We start from the raw sequence: 14,524 nt of genomic DNA, 5'->3' as shown, positions 1-14,524 counted from the left end.
CTTTGCCTTAGACTTCCTTCAGATTCCACCTCACAGTGGACACCCTTGTCCTCAGCTCATGGTTCCGACTACTACGGCCCATAGTAGACTTTCACCACCTAGCTAATACCCATCCGGGCGCACTTAAAAAAATCGCTAGCTACGATAATTACCGTAACTAGCGATTCCTTTTTACTTTAATTTCTTTAATTCAGCAGCAATTTCATCCTTAACGAAGGATTCACGACGCGCTATGCTAATACTTCGGGCAATTTCCAAGGTTTCTTTTGCTTGCTTATCCTCACCCAATGCTAGTTCGTCTTTCCCCCGAATAAGGTACAGTTCATCTAAAATGAACAACGAATCATGCTCACGACAAAGTTCGATTCCACGTTCAACAATGTCTTTTGAGTCCTTATAACTGCCCAAGTTGCTGTAAAGCTCACCAAGTTGGCAATAAATTAATGCCCACTGGTGTAGGCTTCCGATTAACTTTTTATTGTCAATCAAGCGAACTGCTCGATCAGTTAACCTTGCTGCCCGCTCTGGATCATCACGTTTATAATATGCTAACGCCATCCCCGCAGTAGTCATTGCAAGGTAAATATTAGCGCTTGTTGTCGCAAACTGGGTTAATACCAATTCAAAGTTAAAGATTGCTTCATCAATCTTATTAGATTTGACTTGAACCATTCCTAATAGGTAATAATACCGTTGCTTATCAAAATCACTCTCTAGCTTCTTTACTGGAATCTTGTTTAATGCCTCCGCAGCGGTCTCATACTTACCAGCAATCAGCTCGTTTACAATTGCGTTGAATTGGTCATTAATACCACTTCCGCTATTCTCCACAATTCGTTCTGTGGGAATATTTAGCCGCTCACAAATTGCAGTCAGAATATTCATTTTAGGCAACCGGTTCTGCTTTTCCATTAAACTAATCGTTGCCTGGGTACAGATACCTTCTGCCAATGCTGTCTGTGATAAACCTCTTTTGCGGCGAATTTTCTTTAAGACGTCTCCTCGGAGTTTCATTTTCTTCCCTTCCTCAACTTATTAATAATATGACTAAAATTATTGGAAAGATCAAATGATCTACAAACCATAGTTGAAAATATCCTTATGCATTATAGCACTAATCATGATGTTATGCGAAGAAATCCGGAGCAAAAAGGAACCGGCAACCTATATTTTTTGCCAGTTCCCTCATTTTTCATGATCCTTATTTATCTTAATAGACAATTTTTGTGAATATGGATATAAATAAAAACGTTATAATTTACCCCATATTTGCTTAATCTTCATTGTATTTTTTAGTGCCGACTTTTTCTTCACCAAGTTTACGGAAGTCATATTTAATCTTACTATTCCGATCAAATTCTTCTAAGCCGAGCTGAATTAATCGATCAATCAAATCGGAATAACCAATTCCTGAAACTTCCCACATTTGTGGATACAAACTAATATTAGTGAATCCTGGTAAGGTATTTGGTTCACCAAGGTATGGCACATTATTCGAATCAACCAAGAAATCAATCCGTGCCATCCCCTTCATACCGAGAACCTTGTACGCTTTCAAAGCCATTGAAGTAATTTCTTCAGTTAAGTATTCTGGCAACTTTACTGGTAATTCAAAAACAACCCCACTGGCATCCACAAATTTATTTTCATAGTTATAGAATGAATCACCTTCAGGGACACGAACAGCCCCAAGCTTAGAAGCTACCGGATGCTCATTTCCAAGAATTGAGATTTCAACTTCTTGCGGGTGATCAATTCCTTGTTCTACAAGAATCTTGTAGTCATATTTAAAGGCATCATCCAACGCCTTTTCGTATTCTTCGGCATTCGTTACCTTATGGATCCCAACAGAGGAACCTTGCTTAGCCGGCTTTACGAATGCCAAGTCACCAATTTTTTCTTCAACCTTAGCCCATGGATAATCTGCCCGGTTTTCTGGTGTAACCACTACGTAAGGAGTATTCCGAATTCCGGCTTCTGTGAGGATCTTCTTGGTTAAGTCCTTATCAAAGGCCATCGCACTGGCCGCAATATTAGAACCAACATACGGCTTCTTCAAGAGCTTAAAAAGCCCCTGAACAGTTCCATCTTCTCCAAGGTTACCATGAATTACCGGGAAGAAGAGATCAACAGCCTTCATCTCGTTTAATGCCATAATTGGTGCTAGTGGTTGGTTCAGGTTCATTTTTTGGTATTCTTCTTGAACAACCTGATCTTCATCGTCACCATTAAAGATTCGCTGTGATGCGCTATTGCCAAGAAGGATTCCGTCTTTGGTGAACATAAATAAGCTAACGTTATACTTATCTTTATCAAGGGCATCATAAATATTATGTGCCGAACGTTTTGAAACATCATGCTCAGATGAGTTGCCACCAAATAGCAATGCGATGTTTAACTTTTTAGTCATTGCGTGTACCACCTTATTTAGTTTATTTTTATTTATTACCGTTTTCCTAGAATCTTTAGTATACCATGAATTAGTTTTTCTTACTAGATTTGAACAGGAAAGCCTTAAATTAACATCCCCGATACTTTGCGTTATAATAAACATCACTTTTTCGCAAATTCAGATTAAAGGAGTTATCGTATGGTAGAAAAGAGGCTTCCAATTTGGCAACGAAATTTACGTGTTCTCGCGATTGCCGTCTTTATTGCCGGAATTGCTTTTTCAGAAGTAATGCCATTCTTGCCACTCTATATTAACACGCTGGGCCATTTTTCCCATCAACAATTAAATATGTGGGCCGGATTAGTCTTTTCAGGAATTTATTTTGTCTCTGCTTTTGTCTCTCCTTGGTGGGGTAAATTGGCAGATCAAAAAGGACGAAAACTAATGATTCTTCGTGCATCTCTTGGCATGGCAATCGTCTTAGCAGCAATGGGACTTGTCACTAATGTTTGGCAACTATTTATTCTCCGGATGACTCAAGGTTTCTTTGCCGGCTTTGTTTCTAACTCCAACGCTCTAATTGCAACAGAAACACCAAAAGAGAAATCAGGTCAAGCGCTTGGAACCATGGCTTCCTCGTTTACAGCCGGAAATCTTCTCGGCCCCTTTATCGGCGGTGCCCTTGCTTCGTTATTTAGTTATCGGGTTACTTTCTTTATTACCGGTCTTTTGCTTTTGATCGCCTTCTTCTTAGCCCTCTTTTTTGTTCATGAAGATGATTTTGAACCAGTAACCAATAAGAAACTTGAAAGTTCACGTGGTGTGGTTGCTACACTCAAGAATCCACGATTGATCTTTGATCTTCTCCTAACTACCCTGATCATTCAAGCAGCCAATAATTCGATTAACCCGATCGTCTCCCTCTACGTTAGTCAATTAATGCACCACCAGGGAAACGTTGTCTTAGTTTCTGGAGTAATTGCAGCACTTCCTGGAATTGCCACTTTCCTTGCCGCTTCTCGGTTTGGTGCAATTGGTGACCGTATTGGTACCCAAAAAGTAATTATCGCCGGTTTTACTGGTGCAATTATTCTCTTCTTCTTGACCGCCTTTGTCCAAAACTCGTTTGAACTTGGTATCCTACGATTCCTGATTGGCTTTACGGATGCATGTCTTTTCCCACAAGTCCAAACCCTTCTTACCAAGAACACGCCTGCAATGATTACTGGACGTATTTTTTCCTGGAACCAAAGTGCAATGTACATTGGAAATATTTTTGGTCCATTACTTGGCTCCACTATCGCTGGGGTTTCAAGTTACAGCATGGTATTTATCATTACAGCCGGAATTGTTACCCTTAACCTTCTCCTCTTCAAACTCAATGTCGTTAATTCACTAGACTAAATTTAAAATACTAATAGCTCCAAGCTTTCGGTAAACCCGAATTCTTGGAGCTATTTATTTATATTGAAATGGTTATTCTTTTATTTACCATTAGGGTAAACTGCGACGACACCACCGTTGTAGTGCTTATTAATCCATTGTTGAGTTGACTTGGATTGAAGAGCCTTAACCAACTTCTTAATTGCTGGATTATTCTTGTTCTTCTTTTGAACTGCAATTAAGTTAGCGTAAGGTGAACTATTCTTTTCAAGGGCGATCGAATCCTTCTTTGGATTTAAGCCCGCTTGAACGGCATAGTTTGCGTTGATAACGACTGCATCACCTTCACCACGCTTGTAGAATTGGGTCATGAGCTTTGGTTCAAGGTCTGTCTTAAACTTCAGGTTCTTCTTGTTAGTTTGAATGTCATTAAAGTTAGCGGATTCAATCTTAGTTCCCGGCTTCAATGTAATTAAACCGGCATCCTTTAAGATTTGAAGAACCCGTCCATAGTCTGCAACGTTATTTGAAACTAGGATCGTTGCCCCATTAGGCAAATCAGATAACTTCTTGTACTTCTTGGAGTAGAAGCCGATTGGTTCCAAGTGCACATTTCCGGCACTAACTAGAGTTCCATGATTCTTCTTGTTCCAGTTATCCAAGAATGGCTTGTGTTGGAAATAGTTAGCATCCAAATCACCACTAGCTAATTCCTTGTTTGGCAATACATAATCTTGGAACGTCTTAATTTTAAGGTTAACCCCTTCCTTCTTTAATTGGGGTTGAACGTGCTTCAAAATCTCAGCATGAGGGGTTGAAGAAGCCCCAACAGTCAAAGTTGTTTCCTTTTGCTTTCCGCATCCAGTAAGGACTAGTGCCCCTAATGCTAATGTTGCAATTGCTGCTAACCATTTTTTCTTCATAAGTATTCCCTCCGTTTTCTAACTAACGCTTATCAATTTTCTTAACAACTGTGTCACCCAAGAACTGGAAGACAAAAACAATTATGACAATAATAATTGTGGCCATCATTGTAACGGCATTGTTACTTGCCTGGAAACCATCTAAGTAAGCAAGGTTCCCCAAACCACCAGCACCAATTGCCCCGGCCATGGCGGTGTAACCAATTAATGAAATGGTAGTAACCGTAATTCCTGAAACTAGGGCTGGTGAACTTTCCGGAATCAAAACCTTAGTAACAATTTGCCAGCGGGTTGCGCCCATTGACTTAGCTGCTTCAATTACCCCATGATCCAAATCATCAAAGGCGATTTGAACAAGTCGTGCATAAAAGGGAGCAGCTGAAATAATCAATGACGGTAGGGCCGCCCGTGGTCCCATAATCGTTCCAACCAGTGCTTGTGTTGCTGGTAGCAATAGAACGATTAAGATAATGAACGGGATTGACCGGAAGACATTTACCAACGCTGCAACTACCCAGTTAACAATCTTGGCACCAATTGAGTTACTGTTTTGAGTTTCAAACAAAATCAATCCAAGAATAATACCGAAAATTGCTACTGCAATCATTGAAACAACCGTCATCCAAACGGTCTCCCAGGTTGCTTGACCCATTTTTGTCCAATCAACATTATTAAATTCAAAGAATGAAGCAAATCCACTATTGTTCACGGTTAATCACCTCTGTTTCTACTCTCATTGTTTTCAGATAATCTAAGGCGCCCTTAATTTGATCTTGGCTGTCATTGTCGACGGTTAATTGAATATACAATGAACCAATTGAGCCTTCCTGTGTTTGGTGAATATTCCCTTCAATAATACTCATGTTTGTTTCAGGGAATTGGCGTAACATTTCAGAAACGATTGGCAACTTTGCCTGGTCACCATGGAACGTCAATTTAACGATTACCCCATCAGGATGGGATTCCAACAATTGTTTAACGACAACCTGGGTATCATCGGCAGAACCAGTAGATGTTTCTTGGTTAACAAAGCGTTTCGTAATTGCTTGTTGTGGGTGCTTAAAGACATCCAAAACCGGCCCTTCTTCAACAATTGTTCCAGCGTCCAGTACCGCAACGTGATCACAAATTTTACGAATGACATGCATTTCATGAGTAATTACGACAATTGTTAATCCTAAACGGCGGTTAATATCAACAAGGAGATCCAAAACCTCATCCGTTGTCTTTGGATCCAACGCACTTGTCGCTTCATCAGACAACAAAATTTTAGGGTCGTTAGCAAGGGCCCGTGCGATCCCAACCCGTTGCTTTTGCCCTCCAGATAATTCTGAAGGATAGGCATTTTCTTTTCCTTGAAGACCAACCAGTTTAATCAGTTCTTCCGCCTTTTGCTGGCGTTCCGTCTTATTTCCCTTTTTAGAGATTTCTAACGGAAATTCAACATTTTCCCGAACGGTTCGTGACCATAACAAGTCGAAGTGTTGGAAAATCATCCCAATTTTTAATCTGGCTTCCCGGAGAGCTTCACCTTTTAGTTGACTAATTTCTTGGCCATTTACAGCCACAGAGCCGGTAGTTGGTGTCTCTAAGCCATTAATCATTCGGATTAGAGTACTTTTCCCAGCACCAGAATAACCAACAATACCATAAATCTTTCCATCAGGGATTGTCAGGTTGACGTCTTTAATTGCTTTTACCGGCCCTTCTTTGCCGTCATATGTTTTTGAGACATCCTTAAACCGAATCAATTACTCTTCCTCCTTTTCAATAAAAAAACCTTTCGTTCGTTCAATAAACAAATTATTAAACGGACGAAAGGCTCCGTGGTACCACCGCAGTTCATGATCACCTCACAATGATCACCTCAATAAGTGTCAGTAAAACACTCACCTGCGATAATGGGCAGTAACCAATATTAGCTTATCATCAGACTCACTAACACGCTTTAATCAAAGACCATCTTCGGTACCATCAACCAATTCTCTTTCACCAATCAAGAACTCTCTGAGTGATTAATTAGTATCTACTCATCTTTTCAAATAGTATTCTAATATTTCGATTGATATTATAATACTAAGTTCACTTTTTATTGTCAATACCTAATCCAAATTAATTTTAAAATGAAAAAAGGCTAGGTTTCCCTAACCCTCTTAATATGGCATTAGAATGTTATGCCTTAACCTCAACAATCCAATTATCATTTTTGTCACTTGAACCAAGTAATTCTGGTTGGTCAATTACTTTTTGGTTTACCGCAACAATTTCACCGTCAACTGGACTATCAATATCAGTTACTGCCTTCTCGGCTTCAACAGCAACAAACTTACCACCATTAGTTAATTTTGTCCCTACAGCAGGAACATCAATAAAACTAACTTGGCCAAGGTCATCACGACCATTATCATTCAAACCTAAACGTGTGTTACCGTTATCTTGTTTTTCTGTCCAAAAATAACTTTCAGTAGCCATCTTCCACTACACCCCATCTATCTAAATTCTTTGTTATTACTAAACATGTAAGAGTGATGGTGATATCTCATCGACATTACCATCCCGATCCCGATCAGGTTACCAATCAGAGAAGAACCACCAGCACTAATAAATGGCAATGGAATACCAGTCAACGGTAGCAACCCAATGTTCATTCCGATATTTTCAAAAACGTGGAATAAAATCATCATGATGACACCCGTTGAAATATATGCATAGAATTCGTTTCTGGTATCAAAGGTTACCCGAATCATTAAGTAAATTAATAGGAGGTAGAGAAGAATTAACAGGGCACTTCCAATAAAGCCAAAGTTCTCACCAATAACCGAGAAAACCATATCTGACTCACGAACAGGAACGTACACTTTAGAGTTATCAAAGCCGGTTCCAGTAATTCCCCCCGAACCAACAGCTTTAATACTTTGCCATAATTGATAGCCCTGGTTACTCGTATCTTGTTCTGGATGAAGCCAAGTATCAACCCGGTCAAACTGGTAAGCTTGAAAACCAATATGTTCCAAAATCGTCCGACCGACAGAACTCGTTACCATTGCCAATGCTGAACCACCAACAACAACTAGCCCAATTGCAGTTGGCGCAATAATCCGCCAAGTAACTCCGGAAACCAGAACCATTCCACAAAAGATTGCAAAGAAAACCAGTGCCGTCCCAAAGTCATTTTGTAACTTTAATGAAATTAAAATGGGCAATAGCCATAGGAACATTGTCCCGATTAACCGCCAATCAGATTTAACTGTATGGACATTGTAGTGGTTATTATGAGTTGTAATCACCCGTCCCATCATCAAGATGTAGGCCGGCTTCATAATTTCTGATGGTTGGAAAGTAAACGGTCCAATTGCAAACCAACTTTTGGCCCCCGTATTGGCGTAATATGCTCGACTATAAAATACGAGGATTGCAAACATTAAAAATATCCCAACCCAATAAACTAACGGGGCAACCTTCCATAGCTGTTCTGAATCAAACTGCATGATTATAATTACAAGGATTGTCCCGATAATATACCAAACCAGCTGACTAACTACTTGACGCATCACGCTAGTTGAACCACCAGTATCATGAACAGCCGCAACATAAATCGATGCTAAACCGATTAAAGCTAACAGTAAAACACAGAAAATGATTCCCCAGTCAATTCGACTCTCATCATCACTTTGAGAACGTTGCATTCTTGAGCTCCTTTTTTGAGATTTTTAGCAACGCTACTGCATCGCATTATCCTTGATGTAAATGATATTGTTGGAGGACAACTTCCAGTCCCTCTTCTTGAGAACGAACATAAAACTCGCTTTCGTCAGCGGTTAACAAAGCTTTGAAGCGGTTGCCATCCGCTAGTACTTCACCAATCAGCCGCTTGCCAATGAAAACTTGCTGAACTGGTTGATGACGACGTTCAATATCCTTTACATTAACTTCAATTTTTTTATCTTTTTTTGCCACTTTTTCACCTTTATTATTTCATAACTCGATGGAAAGTAAATTTTGTTGGAACCGGATCATAACCACCACGGGCAAAGGGTTGACACCGTAGTATCCGAACCATTCCAAGCAATATCCCCCTTATTCCAAAGCGTTGAATTGCTTCCAACGTATACTGAGAACAAGAGGGGTAGTACCGACAAGCTCTAAATAATCGCTTTGCCGATATGTTTCGTTGATACCACCGAATCATCCGACACGCGAATTTACTCACTAGTCTTTACCTTTTTTGTTACTATCAGTCTTTTGCATCCGTTCTAGCATTTCACCAGCACCCTTAGCAACATTATCAAGCGGATCCTGAGAAACAACAACGGGTACCTTTAATTGATCACTAAAGAGCTGATCGATTCCCTTAAGAAGCGAAGTTCCCCCAGTAAGCATAATTCCGCGATCAATAATATCACTTGCTAGCTCAGGCGGAATGGTTTCCAGGACACCAATCGTTGCCTTAACAATTTGGTCAAGGGTTCCATGAATTGCCTCTTCAATTTCATTCTCATCAGTTGTGATTTGCTTTGGCATCCCAGTAGCAACATCACGACCACGAACATCCATTTTCTTAGGTTCGTCAACTGGTAAGGCAGTTCCGATCTCCATCTTAATTTGTTCAGCAGTGTGCTCACCAATAACTAGACCATGATGATCCTTAATGTAAGCAGTAATATCACTGTTTAACTTATCACCAGCCATCCGGATTGATTGACTAGCAACAATATCACCTAACGAAAGAATGGCAATATCACTAGTACCACCACCCATATCAATGACCATACTACCACGTGGTTTAAAGATATCGAGACCTGCACCAATTGCAGCAACCTTAGGCTCGTATTCAAGGTAAACCTTACCCCCGCCTGATTGCTCAGCTGCTTGGATAATTGCCTTTCGTTCAATTTCAGTAATATTTGTTGGGGCACAGATCATGATATCTGGCTTTGACATAAAGCCCTTAACACTCAATTTGCCGATAAAGTATGAAAGCATTTCTTGAGTAACATCGAAGTCAGAAATAACACCATTCTTCAATGGACGAATAGCACGAATATTACTTGGTGTCCGTCCAACCATTCGATATGCTTCTGAACCCACAGCTAATACTTTGTTGGTTTGCGTGTCAATTGCGACAACTGAAGGTTCATTCAGGACAATTCCCTTGCCTTGAACATAAATTAGAACGTTTGCAGTTCCTAAATCGATTCCGATATCCTTTGCCATTTATGTAATTTCTCCTTCCGGCCAATTCTATATAATAACGTTGGTAATTATACCACATAATTGAAAATGCTAACCACGTTCAGGATGGTTAACTTCTTTAGCAGATGCTAACTCGATTTGATCATCAATGTTAATCCGATCAATCTGTGCACCCAGCTGTGCCAGTTTTTGGTGAAGGTGGTAGTATCCCCGATCAAGGTATTTCAAATTGCGTACCTGGGTGATTCCCTGGGCAACTAAGCCAGCGATGACTAAAGCAGCCCCAGCACGTAAATCAGTTGCAGCGACTTCTGCACCGCTAAATTTTGTTGGACCGCTTAACACGGCCGTTGAGTTTTTAATTTGGTACTCTGCATTCATTCGCCGCAATTCTTCAAGATGCATAAACCGTTTTTCAAAGACGGTTTCATTCATTGTGCTTGTTCCGTTTGCTAATAGCTGTAATACTGTCATTTGTGGCTGTAAGTCCGTTGGGAAGCCAGGGTATGGCGCTGTTTGGACGGTTGACGGCAACAAGACCGAGGTCCCTAATACTCGAATTCCATCATCCTGGTCGATTACTGTAACACCCATATCTTGCAACTTTGCAATTAATGGTTCGTTATACTTGCTTTCGGCATTTTCAATAACGACATCACCATTAGTTGCGGCTGCTGCAATCATAAAGGTTCCCGCTTCGATTCGGTCAGACATTACCCGGTAGTCACAGCCGTGCAGGAAGTTAACACCCTGAATACGAATAACATCAGTCCCGGCGCCATGAACTCGTGCGCCCATTTTGTTTAAGGCGTTTGCTAGATCAACGATTTCTGGTTCACGAGCACAGTTTTCAATTGTTGTAATCCCTTCTGCCAATGTTGCTGCCATCATAATATTCTGGGTAGCACCAACACTAGGGAAATCCAAGTAGATATTCGTTCCAACTAGACGATCAGCCCGTGCTTCGATATAGCCATCATGCTGCTTAATAACTGCTCCAAGCTGGCGGAGTCCTTTAAGGTGGAGATCAATTGGCCGGGAACCAATTGCGCATCCACCCGGAAGAGCAATCTTGGCATAGCCGGTTCTTGCTAATAGTGGGCCCATAACTACCATCGAAGCGCGCATTTTACTTACATATTGAAAAGGTGCTTCTGACGAAATTCTTTGACCTGCATTTAAATCAATAACGTGATTCTCCCGATCAAATTGAACCCGAATATTTAAGAATTTCAATAATTCATTCATCATTATGACATCTGATAATACTGGAACATTAGTTAAGTGAAGAGTTCCGGTAGAGGCAAGAATCCCTGCTGCTTGAAGCGGCAAAACGGCATTCTTTGCTCCCTCAACGGCGACACGCCCAAATAAACGGTGACCACCCTTTATAATTATCTTTTCCATAATTAACTCCTTATTAAATCAACGCAATAAACCGGGTAGTTGGCTCACTGCATTAATGAATCCAATGAAAAAACTAGCGCACAAGTAACCGATCGCTGTAGAACATAAGACAATCGCTAAAGGTAGCGTCTTCGGGGGATGACGAAAAAAGCGCTCGATTCGAAATCCCTGAATTGCGGTAAAGGTTAGCCAGATCATTCCGAGTTGGATAACTATTTCTACTAAAGCTTTAATTCCTGTTATCTGCACCTTTTCACCCTCTTTAAAACCAACTACAATCTTATCATACCAACTAATGAGTGATCAGTCATCATTAACAACCTTTAGACTAAGTTAATAATCAAAAAAGGATATTTAATGGAAACCCATTAAATATCCTTTTCATCGTTAAAAAACGGTTACTTTTGCTTAAACTTAGAAACCTTAAGCCGGTTAACAGCACGCTTCAAATGAACTTCAGCGCGGGCAAGATCGTTTTGACGGTGTGCTTTCTTTGCCTTCTTAATTTCTTCTTCAGCACGCTGCTTGGCTTCTTCAGCACGGGCAACGTCGATCTTTTCGGGCATTTCAGCACTATCTGCAGTAATTAAGGCAGTTTCTCCATCAAATTGCATGATTCCACCGTTAACAGCGGCAATTTCATCGGTGCCTTGATCATGTTTAATTCGTAACTCGCTAATCGTTAATGACGCTAATACAGGTACGTGTTTAGCCATGATCCCCATTTGACCACCAGAAGTGTTCATAATAACCATCGTGGCATTATCATTATCATAAACCGTACCATCAGGAGTGATAATGGTGACTTTAAACTTAGTATCAGCCATAATTATCCCTCCTACTCTGCAGTTTCTTCAGCAGTATCAGCCTTCATTTTCTTAGCTTTTTCAACAGCATCGTCGATTGTACCAACTAACCGGAATGCTTCTTCTGGCAAGTCATCATACTTACCTTCAAGGATACCCTTAAATCCTTTAATGGTATCCTTCAATGGAACATACTTACCTGGTGTACCGGTAAACTGTTCGGCAACACTGAAACTTTGTGATAAGAAGTTTTGAATCCGCCGAGCACGAGCAACAATTACCTTTTCATCGTCAGATAATTCATCCATCCCTAAGATAGAAATGATATCTTGCAATTCATGGTACCGTTGCAAAACATGTTGAACTTCAGTAGCAACTTCGTAGTGTTCCTTACCTACAATTTCAGGAGTTAACGCTGTTGAAGTTGATGCTAATGGATCCACGGCAGGGTAAATACCAATTTGAGTCAGCCGCCGTTCCAAGTTAGTAGTGGCATCTAAGTGAGCGAATGTCGTAGCTGGAGCAGGGTCGGTATAGTCATCGGCTGGAACATAAACGGCCTGAATTGAGGTAATTGAACCCTTCTTAGTAGAAGTAATCCGTTCCTGTAACTGACCCATTTCAGTAGCCAATGTTGGCTGGTAACCAACGGCAGAAGGAATCCGTCCTAACAGGGCAGAAACTTCTGAACCAGCCTGAGTAAACCGGAAGATGTTATCAATGAATAGCAAAACATCTTGACCCTTTACATCACGGAAGTATTCCGCAATGGTAAGTCCAGTTAAGGCAACCCGCATCCGGGCACCAGGAGGTTCGTTCATCTGACCATAAACCATGGCTGTCTTTTCAAGAACTCCTGAAGCCTTCATTTCGTAGTACATATCGTTACCTTCACGGGTCCGTTCACCAACACCCGTAAAGACAGAAATACCATTATGCCCTTGTGCAATGTTGTGGATCAATTCTTGAATCAAAACGGTCTTACCAACACCGGCACCACCGAATAACCCAATCTTACCACCACGAACATATGGGGCTAACAAGTCAATAACCTTAATCCCAGTTTCAAGGATTTCAGTATTGTTGTTTAATTCATCATACTTAGGTGCATCACGGTGAATAGGCATCCGCTTTGCATCTGGTCCAAACTTAGGACCGTTATCAACTGGTTCACCTAAAACGTTGAAAACACGTCCCAGAGTATCGTCACCAACCGGTACACTAATAGGTGCTCCGGTATTTTCGACTTCCATTCCCCGTTGAAGACCATCGGTACCGTCCATGGCAATTGTCCGTACTACTCCATCACCCAATTCAAGGGCAACTTCAGTAGTTAGGGTTTTGTCATCACTTTCCTTAATCTTTAACGCGTCATTAATCTCTGGTAGCTTTTCATCTAAGGGGAACTCAATATCAACAACTGGTCCGACAACTTGAACAACTTTACCAGAACTCATGTTGTTTCCTCCTCAGTTAAATTTTATTCTTGTGCTGTCATACCGCCGGTAATTTCAGTAATTTCGGTAGTAATAGCAGCTTGACGAGCACGGTTATATTGCAGCTCTAATGATGAAATGATGTCATCAGCATTATCAGTGGCAGACCGCATGGCGTTCGCACTTGATGAGTGTTCTGACGTCTTTGCATCAAGGATTGCTCCATACAATAAGCTTTCAGCATATTGTGAAACAAGTCCAGCAATAATTTCCGTATCCGAAGGTTCAAATTCGTATTCAGCAGTAATCGGTGACTCATCTTGAACGGATTCTGCGGACTTTTCCTCATCTTCCATCAATGATTCAGCCGTAATTGGCAATACATCATGAACCCGTACTCGGGACGTAATCCGATTAACGTAATGGCTGTATGCCAAGTACATTTCATCGAATACGGCATCGTCATACATCTGAACAGCAGTCTTTACAATTTGATGAACTTCACGGAATGTTGGTACATCGCTAATTCCTGAATACTCGTAGACGACGTTCATCCCACGTTTCTTAAAGAATTCAGTCCCGGTCTTACCAACAGTTAAGAATACTGTATTTTCAGCAGTTAAATTCTTGTCCTTCATTAACTGTAAAGTTTGCTTGATAATATTGTTATTATAACTACCAACCAAGCCACGATCAGATGTAATAACTAAAATTCCAGTCTTTTTAACTGGACGCTTCTCAAACAACGCAGCGTAAGCGTCATGACTGGCGCTAGCTGCAGATGCGTTGTGAGATTTAACCAGATCGGACAACATCTTCTTAACCTTCTCAGCATATACTTCATATGACTGAGTATGGTGTTGAATTTGATTCAATTTTGCAGTTGAAACCATTTGCATGGCAGAAGTAATCTGGCGCGTGCTCTTTGTGGATTCAATCTTATGCTTAACAGCAGCAAGTGAAGCTGGCACTAAATCTCACCGT

The 14,524-nt window shown here is 40.8% G+C and carries 16 protein-coding genes and 1 other annotated feature; of the genes, 1 reads left to right on the top strand and 15 read right to left on the bottom strand.

Annotation, left to right across the window (positions count from 1 at the left end; all coding sequences use genetic code 11):
* Window positions 1–171: 171 nt before the first annotated feature.
* On the bottom strand, window positions 172–1,014 hold the full coding sequence (locus N4627_RS02345; RefSeq protein ID WP_098044685.1) for a helix-turn-helix domain-containing protein: 843 nt from the start codon (window positions 1,012–1,014) through the stop codon (window positions 172–174).
* Window positions 1,015–1,273: 259 nt separating this feature from the next.
* Window positions 1,274–2,410 (bottom strand): D-alanine--D-alanine ligase family protein, encoded by a 1,137-nt coding sequence (locus tag N4627_RS02340; RefSeq protein WP_040531638.1) that lies wholly within the window; start codon window positions 2,408–2,410, stop codon window positions 1,274–1,276.
* A 180-nt stretch (window positions 2,411–2,590) separates the two neighbouring features.
* On the opposite strand from N4627_RS02340, the gene N4627_RS02335 reads away from it, so the two are divergent.
* Complete coding sequence (locus tag N4627_RS02335; RefSeq protein ID WP_260964898.1) at window positions 2,591–3,796, top strand: MFS transporter; 1,206 nt, start codon at window positions 2,591–2,593, stop codon at window positions 3,794–3,796.
* Window positions 3,797–3,876: 80 nt separating this feature from the next.
* Here the strand turns inward: N4627_RS02335 and N4627_RS02330 are convergent, their stop codons facing one another.
* From N4627_RS02330 to N4627_RS02270, 13 genes are all read right to left on the bottom strand, one after another.
* Entirely contained in the window at window positions 3,877–4,698 is an 822-nt protein-coding gene (locus N4627_RS02330; protein ID WP_003717679.1) for a MetQ/NlpA family ABC transporter substrate-binding protein, read from the bottom strand.
* A 22-nt stretch (window positions 4,699–4,720) separates the two neighbouring features.
* Window positions 4,721–5,350: a methionine ABC transporter permease gene (locus tag N4627_RS02325; RefSeq protein ID WP_152378560.1), complete on the bottom strand. Its 630-nt coding sequence runs from the start codon at window positions 5,348–5,350 to the stop codon at window positions 4,721–4,723.
* A gap of 46 nt (window positions 5,351–5,396) precedes the next feature.
* Window positions 5,397–6,449, bottom strand: coding sequence for a methionine ABC transporter ATP-binding protein (locus tag N4627_RS02320; RefSeq protein WP_003717677.1), 1,053 nt, complete (start codon window positions 6,447–6,449; stop codon window positions 5,397–5,399).
* Between the two features lie 56 nt (window positions 6,450–6,505).
* Window positions 6,506–6,749, bottom strand: a binding site (T-box leader).
* Window positions 6,750–6,870: 121 nt separating this feature from the next.
* Window positions 6,871–7,170, bottom strand: coding sequence for a glycine cleavage system protein H (locus N4627_RS02315; RefSeq protein ID WP_003717676.1), 300 nt, complete (start codon window positions 7,168–7,170; stop codon window positions 6,871–6,873).
* Between the two features lie 17 nt (window positions 7,171–7,187).
* Window positions 7,188–8,384, bottom strand: coding sequence for an FtsW/RodA/SpoVE family cell cycle protein (locus N4627_RS02310; RefSeq protein ID WP_003717675.1), 1,197 nt, complete (start codon window positions 8,382–8,384; stop codon window positions 7,188–7,190).
* 46 nt (window positions 8,385–8,430) lie between these two features.
* A complete protein-coding gene (locus tag N4627_RS02305) occupies window positions 8,431–8,655 on the bottom strand; it encodes a DUF2969 domain-containing protein (protein WP_003717674.1) in 225 nt (74 codons plus the stop codon).
* Between the two features lie 13 nt (window positions 8,656–8,668).
* Window positions 8,669–8,908 carry a membrane protein insertion efficiency factor YidD gene (gene yidD / locus N4627_RS02300; RefSeq protein WP_081446195.1) on the bottom strand — a complete coding sequence of 80 codons (240 nt, stop codon included), beginning with the start codon at window positions 8,906–8,908 and terminating at the stop codon, window positions 8,669–8,671.
* The gene (gene mreB, locus N4627_RS02295) at window positions 8,908–9,912 is read right to left on the bottom strand and encodes a rod shape-determining protein (protein WP_003717672.1); all 1,005 of its coding nucleotides are present in this window, start codon (window positions 9,910–9,912) and stop codon (window positions 8,908–8,910) included. The genes yidD and mreB overlap by 1 nt, the downstream gene beginning before the upstream one ends.
* A 69-nt stretch (window positions 9,913–9,981) precedes the next feature.
* Window positions 9,982–11,298, bottom strand: a complete 1,317-nt coding sequence (gene murA, locus N4627_RS02290; protein WP_003717671.1) for a UDP-N-acetylglucosamine 1-carboxyvinyltransferase — start codon at window positions 11,296–11,298, stop codon at window positions 9,982–9,984.
* Between the two features lie 18 nt (window positions 11,299–11,316).
* On the bottom strand, window positions 11,317–11,496 hold the full coding sequence (locus N4627_RS02285; RefSeq protein WP_191337215.1) for a DUF1146 domain-containing protein: 180 nt from the start codon (window positions 11,494–11,496) through the stop codon (window positions 11,317–11,319).
* 200 nt (window positions 11,497–11,696) lie between these two features.
* Entirely contained in the window at window positions 11,697–12,125 is a 429-nt protein-coding gene (locus N4627_RS02280; protein WP_003717669.1) for a F0F1 ATP synthase subunit epsilon, read from the bottom strand.
* An 11-nt stretch (window positions 12,126–12,136) separates the two neighbouring features.
* Window positions 12,137–13,561, bottom strand: coding sequence for a F0F1 ATP synthase subunit beta (gene atpD / locus N4627_RS02275; RefSeq protein ID WP_003717668.1), 1,425 nt, complete (start codon window positions 13,559–13,561; stop codon window positions 12,137–12,139).
* A gap of 23 nt (window positions 13,562–13,584) precedes the next feature.
* Window positions 13,585–14,511 carry a F0F1 ATP synthase subunit gamma gene (locus N4627_RS02270; RefSeq protein WP_098044682.1) on the bottom strand — a complete coding sequence of 309 codons (927 nt, stop codon included), beginning with the start codon at window positions 14,509–14,511 and terminating at the stop codon, window positions 13,585–13,587.
* Window positions 14,512–14,524 lie beyond the last annotated feature (13 nt).

It is taken from the genome of Limosilactobacillus vaginalis, assembly GCF_025311515.1.
In the GTDB taxonomy this organism is placed as follows: Bacteria; Bacillota; Bacilli; order Lactobacillales; family Lactobacillaceae; genus Limosilactobacillus; species Limosilactobacillus vaginalis.
This window is presented reverse-complemented; position numbering and strand designations above follow the sequence as displayed.